The organism is Rhizobium sp. NLR22b (assembly GCF_019685295.1).
Classification (GTDB): Bacteria; Pseudomonadota; Alphaproteobacteria; order Rhizobiales; family Rhizobiaceae; genus Rhizobium.
In genome coordinates, this window is record NZ_JABDWM010000005.1 from 143321 (window position 1) to 156043 (window position 12723).

A 12723-nucleotide genomic window follows, 5' to 3' on the forward strand; every position below is an offset into this window, starting at 1 on the left:
ATATGCAGCAGGCTGGGTATGGGGCAAGTCAACGCGGCTGTCCAGTTCAGATTGGGAAAAGATTTCACTCCTCTTTTGTTGGAGACCAGGGGCTATGGACAGGCCCCGGCCGCCTCAGACGATCGGTGGATTGAGGAGCGCAAAGCCCTGCTGCCGTCGATAGGGGAAATAAGGATAAGGTGCAGTCACCGCGCTGACCTCGTCGAGTCTTTCAATCTGATTCTTCGACAGGCTCCAGCCGGCCGCGGCAAGGTTCTGCCTGAGCTGATCTTCGTTCCGGGCGCCAATGATGACGCTCGATACTGTCGGCCGGCCGAGCAGCCAGTTTATCGCGATCTGCGGTACTGTCTTGCCGGTCTCCGCTGCGATCGAATCGAGCACCGCGATGATGTCGAACAGCCTCTCATCATCGACAGGTGGGCCGTATTGAGCCGTCTCGTGCAGGCGGCTTGCGGCCGGCAGCGGCTCGCCACGGCGGATCTTGCCGGTAAGCCGCCCCCAGGCGAGCGGGCTCCAGACGAGAGCGCCGACGCCCTGGTCCGCGCCGAGCGGCATCAGTTCCCATTCATAGTCGCGGCCCGCCAACGAATAATAGACCTGATGGGCGATATAACGCGGATAGCCTTGACGCTCGGCCGCGGCCAGCGACTTCATCAACTCCCAGCCGGAAAAGTTCGAGACGCCGACATAACGGATCTTGCCTGCGGCGACGAGGCCGTCGAGCGTCGACAGCACCTCCTCGATCGGCGTCGAGGCATCGAAGGCGTGAAGCTGCAAGAGGTCGATATAGTCGGTGCCAAGCCGGCGCAGCGCATCCTCGGTCGCCCGGATCAGCCGTGCCCGCGAGGTGCCCCAGTCCTGCCGCCCCTCGCCCATCGGCAGCGCGGTCTTGGTCGAGATCAGCACGGCGTCCCGCCGGCCGCGGATCGCCTGGCCGAGCACTTCCTCGGAAGCGCCGGCCGAATAGACGTCAGCCGTGTCGAAAAGATTGACGCCGGCTTCGAGGCAGATGTCGACGAGCCGCCGGGCCTCTTCGGCACCGGTATTGCCCCAGGCGCCGAACAGTGGGCCGCTGCCGCCGAACGTACCCGCGCCGAAGCTCAAAACCGGCACCCTGAGCCCGGAGGCCCCGAGTTTTCTGTACTCCATCGATCCGTCTCCTTTGTTTCCTCTGAGATAGACCCAGCCTCTCCATTGATATAGATTGCCTGATAGAACATCATCTGTGACTTGAATTCATCATGAGCCGTCAGGACATCAACCGCTCCGGCGAGATGGAAGTCTTCGTCAGCGTTGTCGAGCGCGGCGGCTTTTCAGCAGCCGCCACCGCGCGGCGCATGACGCCGTCGGCCGTGAGCAAGCTCGTCGCCCGGCTGGAGGCGCGCCTCGGCGCCCGCCTCGTTAACCGCTCGACCCGCAAGCTGCAACTGACGCCTGAGGGCTGCGCCTTCTATGAGCGCAGCATCGCCATTCTTGCCGATATCGCCGAGGCCGAACGCCAGGCTTCCTCAGGCGAACAGGCCTCGGGCCGCATCCGCATCAACACCAGCGGCTCCTTCGGCAATCATGTGCTGGCCCCGCTCGTGCCCGCCTTCCTGGCGCTTCATCCCGTCGTGACGCTCGATATCGCCCACACCGATAAGGTGGTCGATCTGATGGAAGAACGCGCCGATGTTGCGATCCGCACCGGCCCCTTGAAGAACTCCAGCCTGATCGCCCGCAAGCTCGGCGCCACCGGCAAGCTCATCGTCGCTTCACCCGATTATCTCAGGCGGCATGGCGAACCGCGCAGCGTCGCCGATCTCAGCCGTCATTGCCGGATCGGATTTTCCTACGCCCGCGCCGTAGAGGGCTGGCCGCTGCGCGAGGACAGCGAAACCGTGTCGGTGCCGATCACGCCCGGCGTGCAGGTCGCCGACGGCGAAGCCATGCGCCATCTGGCACTTGCCGGCGCAGGCCTTGCACGACTGGCCGCGTTCACGGTGCGCGCCGATATCGAAGCCGGCCGGCTGGTGCCGGTGCTGGAAGCGGCCAATCCCGGCGATATCGAGGAATTCTATGCCGTCTATATGGGCCAGGGCGGGCCGCTGCCGGCGCGCGTGCGCGCGCTGCTCGATTTCCTCGTCGAACATGTGCGTCTCTGATGAGATAACAAGGACTTGATGCGGCGGCTTGAGTCAAGTTCGCATGGCAGATCGGCCGGAAGCCAGATTTCGTAATTGACCGCACTCGAGGCAGCCGCCTATACCGAGGCCGCGCCGACCGGCCCTTCAGCCGGCCTCTCTTCGTCATGCCGGAGCTTCCTCCCATCTTCAGCCCTCAGGACTTGGCACCGGCCGGGAAACATACGGGGATTCATGCCACTCAGCCACGCACGCCGCCTGATGCGGGATGCCGGCCTGCCGAAATGGGCGCTGCTGCTCACGCTTTCCACGGCCTTCACCGTCTTTCTCGAACTCTTCGCCCTGCCCGCCTCGCTGCTGATCGGACCGATGGTTGCCGCCATCGTGCTGGCGCTGACCGTCGGCAAGGGAAAGCTTCGCGTGCCGCTTCAGCCGCTGCAGTTCGGTCAGGTCCTCGTCGGTCTGATGATGGCGCGCACCATCACCCCTGATATTCTCGGCGCCATGGCGAAGGAAGCGCCGCTCTTCCTGCTGTTCGTCTTCTCGGTGATCGCCATCGCCACCGGTCTCGGCTGGCTGTTGACGCGCTGGCAGGTGCTGCCGGGCACAACGGCCGTCTGGGGCTCGTCGCCGGGCGCTGCCTCCGCCATGGTCATCATGTCGGAAGCCTATGGCGCCGATGCCCGCCTCGTCGCCTTCATGCAGTATCTGCGCGTCGTCTTCGTCGCCGTCGGCGCTTCGGCGATTTCGCGCCTCTGGGTGGCGGCCGACGGTGGCGAGCCGCCGCCGCTCGTCCTCTTTCCCGCAGTCGACTGGCCGGCCCTTGCGGCGACGCTCGCCTTTGCCGGCTTTTGCACCTATGCCGTACGCCGCCTGCGCATCCAGGGCGGCATGATCATCGTTCCGCTCTTTCTCGGCGCCTTCCTGCAAGGCATCGGCCTGCTGAAGATCGAGCTGCCGATGTGGCTGCTCGCCACGGCCTATGCGCTCGTGGGCTGGAGCATCGGCCTGCGTTTCACCCGCTCGATCATCAGCCACGTGGCGCGCGCCCTGCCGCGGGTCGCCGCCTGCATCGTGCTGCTGATGGCGCTCTGCGGCTGCATGGCAGCGGCACTGCACGTCTTCGCCGGCATCGATCCGCTGACCGCCTATCTCGCCACCAGCCCCGGCGGAGCCGATTCCGTCGCCATTATCGCCGCATCAAGCGATGTCGACGTGCCCTTCGTGATGGCGATGCAGACCGGCCGTTTCTTGGTCATTCTGCTGATCGGGCCGGCGCTCGCCCGCTTCATCGCGCGCCGTTCCGGCCTTGCGGAAAATCCCGTCTGAGACTGACCCACTGGCCGGGAGTGACGCCGTACGCCTTCTTGAAATGGCGATTGAAATGCGCCTGGTCGGCAAAACCCGTCGCGGCCGCCACATCGGCAAAACCCTCGCCGGCACCCATCAGCGCCCTCGCCTGCTGCAGGCGCCGCATCAGCAAGTAACGGTGCGGGCTGGTGGCAAAGGCCGTGCGGAAATGCCGTGACAGCGTGAAGCGGTCGAGGCCGGTAATCTTCTCCAGTTCGTCCGAGCGCACCGGCCTGAGCGCATGTGCCTCCAGATAATCGCGTGCTGCCCGCACCTGCCGCCAGGCGACCGTGCCCAGTGGCCGGCGGCGCACCTGCGAATGCCGTAACAAGCCACCGGCGACGCGGCTGACGAAATCGTCGACGAAAAGCTCGTCCAGCTCCCGATCGAGTGCGCCGAGCGCTCCCAGAAGCACCTTCGCCAGCGCACTATCGGCAGTCACGGGCTGCTCGACGAAGGGAAGCCCGACCTTCTCCACCTCAAGGCATTCCATCAGCAGCGAAGGCTCCAGGTAGAGCATGCGGTAATGCAGCCCGGCCTCGGTCGCCGCGCCGCCGTCATGCTCCTCGTCGGGATGCAACACGATCACCTGCCCCGGCAGGCTGAAGCGCCGCTCGCCGCGATATGTGAAAGTCTGAACGCCGTGCAGCGTGACACCAAGCGCATAGGTATCGTGCCGATGCGGCTCGAAGACGTTGCCGGAAAACTGCGCCTCGATACGCTCGATGCCGGGAAAGGCGGGCGCAGTCAGGATGCCGCTGCCGGCGGGCACGGCCAGCATGCCGCTGCCCACCTGCGGCTCGCACAAACGTTCAAGACCCTCGAAGACCTGCGGCGTTAGATCCTGGCTCAACGCGTTTCGATACCCTGATGAGAGAGACTGGAATGTTTGATACCAAAATTGCGATCGTCCTGCGAAACAATCTTGCTGGCTGGCAGAAGCTGAACGTCACAGCCTTCCTGTCGACAGGCATCGTCGGACAATATCCTGAGATCATCGGCGAGCCCTACAAGGACCGCGCCGGCAATCTCTACAATCCGCTATCGATCCAGCCAATCATCGTGCTTTCCGCCGACGAAGCGACGATATCGACCATCCACCGCCGCGCGCTGGAACGTGAGGTAACCTCCTCCATCTTCATCGAGGAGATGTTTGCCACCGGCCACGACGCCGCCAACCGCGCCGTCTTTGCCGAGTTTGCCCCTGACGACGCCAATGTCGTCGGCATCGCGATCAGAGCCGACAAGAAGATCGTCGACAAGATCACCAAAGGCGCGACGATGCAGCATTGATGCGATCAGCGGAAACGAAAGAGGCCGAGCGCGAGCTCGGCCTCTGTTGTCTGAAAGAGCGCCTGCTCAGCCCTGCGTGATCGGCGCGATCTGGATTTCGACGCGGCGGTTCTGGGCACGTCCAGCTTCGCTCGCGTTGGAGGCGACGGGTTGGGACGGGCCGAAACCGACGGCGGAGACGCGGCGCTGGTCAATACCTTGGCCGCCGAGATAATCGGCAACCGAAAGCGCGCGGCGCTGCGACAGGTCCTGGTTATGCTGCAAGCTGCCAGTCGAATCCGTATGGCCGTTGACGTCAATCAGCGTGCGGTTGAACTTGCGCAGCACGATCGCCACCGAATTCAGCGTCGGATAGAAGCCCGGTTTCACGGCATCCTGGTCGACGTCGAAAGTGATGTTCGAGGGCATGTTGAGGATGATGTTGTCGCCCTGGCGGGTGACGGAGATGCCGGTACCTTCGAGCTGGGCGCGAAGCTCGGCTTCCTGCTGGTCCATGTAGTTGCCGATCGCGCCGCCGGCCAGCGCGCCGATACCGGCGCCGATCAGCGCTGCGTTGCGCTTGCCATGTCCGCCGCCGCCGACGGCCACACCGACGAGAGCGCCACCGAGCGCGCCGAGCGCAGCACCGCCCGCGGTATTGGAAACTTTCTGCTCACCAGTATAGGGATCGGTCGTCGTGCAGGCGCTGAGATAGCTTGCTGCGACAGCCAGAAGTATGAATTTCTTGATCATGGACAGGACGGTCTCCGTTCAAAACTGATGCGAGCAAATGGCAAGGATTACGGCAAGAAAATGAAGATGTTCCCTTGATAGGGGAATTTCAGGCGCCGAAACAGCAGCCATGTTGCAGCAATGCGCTGATATCACCAGTTTTTATCAATAGGTGGGGCGCTAGGCTGCATCTGATATCGCGCGGAACGCCAGTGGCCGGCCCCGCCCTTCGAGGCCCCTGTGAGGCACCTCAGGATGAGGTCGGAGTCGCGGCTTGCCAACGCAAGACGCAGTGAAGAGCACAACAATTAGCCCTCATGGTGCGGAGGCCCAAGGGGCCGCCTCGAACCACGAGAGCGGTTAGCTGGATGATCAACCTTTAGAAATTCTGGAACAGCTGCCTGACCGTATCGTAGGTCGCATTAGCGATGTTCAGCGATTGCAGACCGAGCTGCTGCTGCGTCTGCAGCGCCCTGAGCCTGCTCGACTCCTCCTCCATATCGGCATCGACGAGCCGGCCGATTCCGGCGGTGACGTTGTCGTGCAGCTGCGTGGCGAAGTCGTTCTGCAGCTCAATGCGTTTTTCCAGCGCGCCGAAGGCAGATCCGACCGTCGTCAGCTGCGTCAGCGCGGCATCGACGACGCTGATCATTTCGTCGACCTGCCCTTTCGTCGTGTTTGCCGATAGCGAAATGACGACCTGCCCTGCTGTGGTCCCGTTTTTGCTGGTTATCAGCACGTAGTTCTGCGCGGTCCCGAGCTCGGTGGCGAAATAGGCCGAGGTCAGCACGCCGTATTCGCCCGAACCGGTGGCCCGGTCGTCGATCAGGTAGCGCGCATCCTTTGAGGTTGTGGCCCCGACAGGCGTATTGTCGATATGGTAGCTCAGCATGCCCACAGAGACCGTGCCGTCGGCATTGCGAATGAAGGACGCCGGAATCTGGCGCGGCTGCGTGGGCGTCGCATCATTATTGAGGATCACCCAGTTATCGCTGTTGAAGGTCGCCGATTCCGAAATGCTGCGCAGTTGCTCCTGCAACTGTTTGAGTTCTTCGTTGATCTTGTTCTTGTCGACCCCGTTCTCGGTGGCGGCGACAAGCTTGGCCTTGATCTCGGAGACGACGTCGATGACGTTCTGCACACCGGTATAGGCCGTGCCCATCGTCGCAGCCGCCATACCGAGCGCGTCCTGGATCGCCGAAACGGCCTTGTTGTCGGTGCGTGCGGTGGTGGCGATCGACCAGTAGACGGCGTTGTCGGCCGCTTTGGCGACACGCATGCCTGTCGCGATGTGGTTCTGCGTGACCGTCATACTGCGATTGATATCACGCAGCACAGAGAGCGCCGCATCAACGGAAACGCGCTGATAAATACTCACGGAACTAGACTCCAAAAACACAACAGAACGCAACTGAACAGGGATGAACCTTCCACGCAGACACTCATGTCCGGGGTCGCTGGGTCTCCAGCGCATTGCCTTCAAGAAACGAAGAAGGCCACGGTTCCTGGCCACGATCATTGCCGCTTATGCTTAAAAAACGGCTAATCTTCAGAGGAAATTTATCTTATTCCGCAAGACTTCATACACCATAAGAAACGCCGCCGAAGGCAATCCGGCGGCGTGTTCAATGCGGATGGAAGGCTTATTCGGCGGCCTGCAGCTGCTCCTCGCCGGGTGCCGCAAGCGGCCTTGTCGCGACCGACATCTCCTCGTGCAGGCGCGCCTCCTCATGCGCATGCGGCTTGGCGAAGCGGGCAAGCAGGAGATAGGCGACCGGTGTGATGAACAGCGTCACCAACGTGGCGAAACCGAGGCCGCCGACGATCACCCAGCCGAGCGCCACGCGCGCTTCCGCACCCGCGCCATGGGCAAAGACCAGCGGCACGCCGCCGAGAATGGTGGCGATCATCGTCATCATCACCGGGCGAAGGCGCAGCGCGCAGGCCTTTTCGATCGAGCAGCGCACGTCCTCGCCCCTGTCGCGCAGCTGATTGGCGAATTCGACGATCAGGATGCCGTTCTTCGCCATCACGCCGACGAGCAGCACCAGGCCGATCTGGCTGTAGATATTCAGGCTGGAGCCGGTGATGATCAAAGCGAAGACGGCGCAGGCAAGGCCGAGCGGCACGGTCGACATGATGATCACCGAGGAGAGCACGCTTTCGAACTGGGCGGCGAGAACCAGGAAGATGATGACGATGGCAAAGCCGAAGGTCAGCGCCATGCCGCTCGAATTCTCTTCCAGCGTCGCGGCTTCCGCAAGCGGCAGTAGACGCGCGCCGGGCGGCAGCAGGGGTTCCGCAAGTTCCGTCACCTGTCTGACTGCATCGCCGAGCGACATGCCGTTCCTGAGGCCGGCGGTGATCGCGACCGAGGCGAGCTGCTGCTCGCGGTTCAGCTGCGGCGCGACCGAACCTTCCTTCATCGTGGCAATGACGGACATCGGCACGATCTTGCCGTCGCTGGTTTTCAGGAACACGTTTTCGAGATCCGTGGGATCATCGATCGGCCGCGTCGTCGAAGTCAAAAGCACGGGATAGGATTCGCCGTCGACGAAGACGTCGACCACCGAGCGCCCTTCGAGCAGCGACTGGATCGCCGTCGAAAGCCCTGATATGTCGATGCCGAGATCGGACGCGCGCTCGCGGTCGATCGCCACCGATACCTGCGCCTGGCTGGGCTCGTTGGTCAGCCGCGGCGTATCGTATTGGCCGGTGGCATCGAGCGCCTGCACCAGCTTGGCGGCCGCCGCCGTCAACGCCTCGTGATCGTTACCAACAAGCGCCATTTGCACGCCGCTGCCGGCGCCGCGGATGCGCAGGCTGTTGGAGGAAATGGCGTTGCCGCGCAGCGCCGGCACCTTCGCCGCCGCCTGGTTGATGTCGCCGACGATCTCCGCCTGCGTCCTCTGCCGCTCTCCCCAAGGGGCAAGCGTCAGCACCATGAAGCCGCTGTTCAGCGAGCCGCCCTGACCGGAGATCGAGAAGACATTGCGGATGTCACCGCTGTCGACCAGCGGCTGCAGATATTCCTCGACGAGCTGCATCTTGTCTCGGGTATACTCCAGGCTCGATCCCTGCGGCGTCGTCAGCCGCATCATCACCAGCGACCGGTCCTCTTCCGGGGTCAGTTCACTCTTGACCGTCGAGAAGGCGATGAGTGCCGCGCCGGCAAAAATCATCGAGACCAGGATAACGACGAAGGGCGCATTGAGGCATCCGTGCAGCGCCCATTTATAGCAACGGGCGAGCGCGCCGCCGAAACGGCCGAGGGCGCCGTGATCTTCAATCATCGGCTTCGTCAACATGCGCGAGGCAAGCATCGGGCACAATGTCAGCGCCACGATCGACGACAGTCCGACCGAGAAGGCGAGCACGAAGCCGAATTCGCGGAAGAGACCGCCGACCTGCCCAGGCAGGAAGGAGAGCGGGATGAAGACGGCCGCGAGCGTCGCCGTCGTGGCGATAACGGCGAAGAATACCTCGCGCGTGCCGAGCACGGCGGCCGCACGCGGCCCCATGCCCTCGGCGCGCCGGCGCACGATGTTTTCGAGCACCACGATCGCGTCGTCGACGACGAGGCCGGTGGCGAGCACGATGGCGAGCAGCGTCAGGATGTTGATCGAGAATCCGACCATGTAGATCGCGGCCAGAGTCCCGATCAGCGCCACCGGCATGCTGACGGCCGGGATCAGCGTCGCCCGCCAGTCGCGCAGGAAGAGATAGATGACGGCGGTGACAATGACGGCGGCGAGCACCAGCGCCAGCACCACCTCATGGATTGCGCCCTGGATGAAGACGGCGTCGTCGCTAGTGATAGCGATCGTCGTTCCCTCAGGCAGCGTCTTCGACAGCTGCTCGACGGCAGCCTTGATGCCGGTCGAGATATTCAGCGTATTCGACTGCGCCTGGCGGATGATGCCAAGGCCGATGCCCGCCTTGCCGTTTGAACGCAGCGCCGTATCGCCGTCGCGGGGCCCGAGCGTCACGGTCGCCACGTCGCCCAACCGGACGCGGTCCTGCAGCATAACATTGGAAAAATCCGCCGGCGTCTGCAGGTTGGCGGTAGCGCGCACGACGATATCCTGCGTCGTGCTCTTCAGCGAGCCGGCGGGAACGTCGAGCGCGGCATTGTCCAGCGCCTTCGTCATGTCGCCGATCGTCAGCCCGCGGCTGGCAAGCGCTCCCTGATCGACATCGACGCGGAATACCTTTTCCTGTTCGCCATATTCCTCGACATCGGCGACGCCGTCGACGGAGGCGAGGCGATCGATCACCTCGTTCTCGACCAGTTGCGTCAGGTCGTCCATGTTGAGCTTGGTCGAGGTGACGGCAAGGCGCATGATCGCCGAGGAATCTGAATCCGCCTTGACGATCTGCGGCGCATCCGCCTCGTCGGGCAGGTTCTGGGTGATGCGGCCGATTGCATCGCGCACGTCGTTGGCGGCGACCGCGAGATCGATCGCATCGGAGAATTCGAGCGTTACCCGGCTCTGGCCGAACGAAGAAGTAGACGAGATCGATTTCAGGCCGCTGACGCGGGCGGCGGCGCCTTCGATCACCTTGGTCAGTTCCTGGTCAATCGTCTGCGGCGAAGCGCCGTCGAAGGTGGTGCGTACCGTGACAACGGGACGGTCGACATCCGGCAGCTCTCGCACTTCGACGCCGACATAGGCTGCAAGGCCGGCGACGACCATTAGCGTGTTGAACACCAGCGCCAGGATCGGCCGGCGAACGAAAAGCGCGGTGAAGCTCTGCTTGCCCGACGCTCGGTCCTGAGGCATCTCGGTCACGCTCATTGGGTCGCGACCTCCCCGCTCGCGGCGATATCGGCGGAAACACGGACCGCGCCGCCCTCACGCACGCGCTGCAGGCCCTGCGTCACGATCTTATCGCCGTCCTTGAGATCGGCCTTGACGAGAATGAAGTCGGGATTGCGCTGCACGATTCTCACCCGCACCTTGTGCGACTTGTCGTCCGTCACCTGCCACACGAAAGATCCTTGCGAATCCCACTGCACGGATTGCGGATCGACCGCCGGGTATTTGTCGCCGGGAAATTTCATGCTGACGCTGAAGGACATGCCGGCGCGCAGCTCGTCGGAAGAGTTGTCGATCCGGGCGCGCAGGCGCAGCGTGCGGCTTGCCGCGTCGATACGGTTGTCGATCGCCTCTATCACGCCCGAAAACACCTGCCCAGGCTTTGCCACCGACATCGCCTCCACCGGCTGGCCGACTGCAACCGTATTGGAAAAACGCTCCGGCACCCAAAAGTCGACGAGGATTTCCGATCGGTCGTCCAATGTGACGATCGGCGTTGATGTCGTGACATTATCGCCGATATTGACCGGCACGATGCCGACGATGCCGTCAATCGGCGCCGTGATGTTGCGCCGGGCGAGATTGAGCTCGGCGGCCTGCAGCTGCAGCCGCGCGCCCTGCTCGGCGATCTCGGAATCGAAGACGTCCATGCGCGACACGCTGGATTTGATGTTGTGGTAGAGATTGGACTTCTCGACGGCGGCTTTCACCGCCACATCCGCCTGGCCACGGGCGATCACCTGCTCCTCGCTGTCCAGCTTGGCGAGAACCTGCCCCTCCTTCACCCTGTCGCCCGACTTGATGAGTATTTCGCGGATCGTGCCCGTGGCCTGCGGCGTCACCGCGACCGAGCGGATCGCATCCCCCGTGCCGATGGCGTTCAGCCGGTCGTTGACGACGCCTTGAACGACGGCCTGCGTCGCGACGAGAATGGCGCTGTTGCGCCCGCCGCCGCTGCGGTGGTTCTGTCCCTGTCCCGGCCCTTGGCCCCGTTGCCCCTGCCCCCCGCCGGAAGCACCGGCATCAGCTGTTTCAGGAGCTTTAGGCGCGATCATGGAAACGAGGCTATCCGGAATGCCTGCATCGCGCATCTTGTCGCCGGCGCCGGGCGCAAGGAAAACCCACGCGGCAAAACCGGCAATGATGACGATGAGCGAAAGTGCAAACTGCTTCCAAAAGGCCATTCACGTCTCCGGAGGGACTCGAGGTTGGACCAGGGTCGGTCGAAAGAGGCGCTGCGCGATCGGCATCCCGGAGATCTAATCCCCAGGGATCGAGATTCCCGGCTGGTGCGACAATATCGCGCTTTTGCAGCTTAACGGCAAGCATAAGCACCCGGCATTACCGATTTGTAATATCAGCAAAGATTGGAAATAATCCGGCCGCTCACTTTTGCTTGAACGAAGCTCGCAAACGTCTTCTCGCCGGCTCTGTCGGTACGGGATATCCAGCAAAACCAGTGAAGAGCAATGTCTATCGGCGCATCGACCACCGCAGGCCGATCGTCGCTGCGATCCCCAGTATCGGCCACACCGCCCAGAAGGTCCCGCTCCAGGTGAAGAGGTTGATGCCGATGATGCCGAGCGCGACGATCGCGAGCGTGGCAAACTTGCGATCGAACCAGGTCTGGCCGCGATTCCAGGCAAGCGCCGCCACCACGGCAAGCGCCAGCACGGGAAACCGCGCCCAGAAAACGCCCTCCCACGACAGGAGATTGATGGCGATCAGCATCACGGCGATGACGCCGAGCACGGCAAACAGCTTCCGTCCGCCAGGCGCCGGCCTTGCCTCCGTCATGACGGCGGCCGCTGGCTGCGGCCGGGCGGCGGCCGCTGGCTGCGGCCGGGCGGCGACGGGTCGTTCGGCAGGCGGGGCCTCGTCGCTTCCGTCGCCGATTCTCACCGCATAGCTCGGCACGCCCTCTTCGACGTTCTTCACCATCAGCGGCCCGAGAAACTCGAAACCGACCGCCACCTTGTTGCGCACCTGGTCGTAGACGGTGCTCGATATCACGATGCCGCCGGGGGCGGCCGAGGCCTGCAGCCGCGCGGCGATATTGACACCGTCGCCATAGATGTCATCGCCCTCGACGATCACGTCGCCGAGATTGATGCCGATGCGGAAGAGCATGCGCCCGTCGCTTGGGCGGCGGGCATTGAAGCCGGCAAGTTCGTTCTGCGTATCGACGGCGGCGCGCACCGCCTCGACCACGCTCGGAAACTCGGCGATCAACCCGTCGCCCCAGGTGTTGACGACACGGCCGCCATGGCTTTCGATGAGGTGTGCCATCGCCTCGCGGCAGCGCTTCAGCGTCGCGAGCGTCCCCTCCTCGTCGGCTCCCATCAGCCGCGTATAGTCCTGCACGTCAGCACAGAAGATCGTCGTCAGCTTCCGCCGGGTTTCGCTCATGGTCACTCGCCTTTGCG

At 63.4% G+C, this 12723-nt stretch carries 10 protein-coding genes; 3 read left to right on the forward strand and 7 right to left on the reverse strand.

Features of this window, described 5'->3' with window-relative positions; genetic code table 11:
- Window positions 1–114 precede the first annotated feature (114 nt).
- Window positions 115–1149, reverse strand: a complete 1035-nt coding sequence (locus tag HJC00_RS10610; RefSeq protein ID WP_221163999.1) for an aldo/keto reductase — start codon at window positions 1147–1149, stop codon at window positions 115–117.
- A 92-nt stretch (window positions 1150–1241) separates the two neighbouring features.
- Between HJC00_RS10610 and HJC00_RS10615 the strand changes: the two genes are divergently transcribed.
- Entirely contained in the window at window positions 1242–2144 is a 903-nt protein-coding gene (locus tag HJC00_RS10615; protein ID WP_210630650.1) for a LysR family transcriptional regulator, read from the forward strand.
- A gap of 213 nt (window positions 2145–2357) precedes the next feature.
- The gene (locus HJC00_RS10620; protein WP_210630649.1) at window positions 2358–3452 is read left to right on the forward strand and encodes an AbrB family transcriptional regulator; all 1095 of its coding nucleotides are present in this window, start codon (window positions 2358–2360) and stop codon (window positions 3450–3452) included.
- On the opposite strand, the gene HJC00_RS10625 is transcribed toward HJC00_RS10620, so the two are convergent.
- Window positions 3412–4326 carry an AraC family transcriptional regulator gene (locus HJC00_RS10625; protein ID WP_210630648.1) on the reverse strand — a complete coding sequence of 305 codons (915 nt, stop codon included), beginning with the start codon at window positions 4324–4326 and terminating at the stop codon, window positions 3412–3414. The two genes, HJC00_RS10620 and HJC00_RS10625, sit on opposite strands and share 41 nt — an antisense overlap.
- 32 nt (window positions 4327–4358) lie before the next feature.
- Between HJC00_RS10625 and HJC00_RS10630 the strand changes: the two genes are divergently transcribed.
- Window positions 4359–4766 carry a DUF2000 family protein gene (locus HJC00_RS10630; protein WP_210630647.1) on the forward strand — a complete coding sequence of 136 codons (408 nt, stop codon included), beginning with the start codon at window positions 4359–4361 and terminating at the stop codon, window positions 4764–4766.
- Between the two features lie 66 nt (window positions 4767–4832).
- On the opposite strand, the gene HJC00_RS10635 is transcribed toward HJC00_RS10630, so the two are convergent.
- The 5 genes from HJC00_RS10635 to HJC00_RS10655 all read right to left on the reverse strand — a co-directional run bounded on the left by HJC00_RS10635 (window position 4833) and on the right by HJC00_RS10655 (window position 12706).
- Complete coding sequence (locus tag HJC00_RS10635; RefSeq protein ID WP_064694663.1) at window positions 4833–5498, reverse strand: OmpA family protein; 666 nt, start codon at window positions 5496–5498, stop codon at window positions 4833–4835.
- Between the two features lie 358 nt (window positions 5499–5856).
- Window positions 5857–6855, reverse strand: a complete 999-nt coding sequence (locus tag HJC00_RS10640) for a flagellin (RefSeq protein WP_221164000.1) — start codon at window positions 6853–6855, stop codon at window positions 5857–5859.
- A gap of 265 nt (window positions 6856–7120) precedes the next feature.
- Window positions 7121–10276 (reverse strand): efflux RND transporter permease subunit, encoded by a 3156-nt coding sequence (locus HJC00_RS10645; RefSeq protein ID WP_221164001.1) that lies wholly within the window; start codon window positions 10274–10276, stop codon window positions 7121–7123.
- The gene (locus HJC00_RS10650; protein WP_221164002.1) at window positions 10273–11481 is read right to left on the reverse strand and encodes an efflux RND transporter periplasmic adaptor subunit; all 1209 of its coding nucleotides are present in this window, start codon (window positions 11479–11481) and stop codon (window positions 10273–10275) included. Before HJC00_RS10650 ends, HJC00_RS10645 begins: the two co-directional genes overlap by 4 nt.
- Window positions 11482–11770: 289 nt before the next feature.
- Complete coding sequence (locus tag HJC00_RS10655; RefSeq protein WP_221153428.1) at window positions 11771–12706, reverse strand: adenylate/guanylate cyclase domain-containing protein; 936 nt, start codon at window positions 12704–12706, stop codon at window positions 11771–11773.
- Window positions 12707–12723 lie beyond the last annotated feature (17 nt).

Bases quoted from the DNA above. Each gene is read 5' to 3' on its own strand.
- HJC00_RS10650 (WP_221164002.1), bottom strand. From the start codon at position 11,481: ATGGCCTTTTGGAAGCAGTTTGCACTTTCGCTCATCGTCATCATTGCC.
- HJC00_RS10615 (WP_210630650.1), top strand. From the start codon at position 1,242: ATGAGCCGTCAGGACATCAACCGCTCCGGCGAGATGGAAGTCTTCGTC.
- HJC00_RS10635 (WP_064694663.1), bottom strand. From the start codon at position 5,498: ATGATCAAGAAATTCATACTTCTGGCTGTCGCAGCAAGCTATCTCAGC.
- HJC00_RS10655 (WP_221153428.1), bottom strand. From the start codon at position 12,706: ATGAGCGAAACCCGGCGGAAGCTGACGACGATCTTCTGTGCTGACGTG.
- HJC00_RS10610 (WP_221163999.1), bottom strand. From the start codon at position 1,149: ATGGAGTACAGAAAACTCGGGGCCTCCGGGCTCAGGGTGCCGGTTTTG.
- HJC00_RS10630 (WP_210630647.1), top strand. From the start codon at position 4,359: ATGTTTGATACCAAAATTGCGATCGTCCTGCGAAACAATCTTGCTGGC.
- HJC00_RS10620 (WP_210630649.1), top strand. From the start codon at position 2,358: ATGCCACTCAGCCACGCACGCCGCCTGATGCGGGATGCCGGCCTGCCG.
- HJC00_RS10645 (WP_221164001.1), bottom strand. From the start codon at position 10,276: ATGAGCGTGACCGAGATGCCTCAGGACCGAGCGTCGGGCAAGCAGAGC.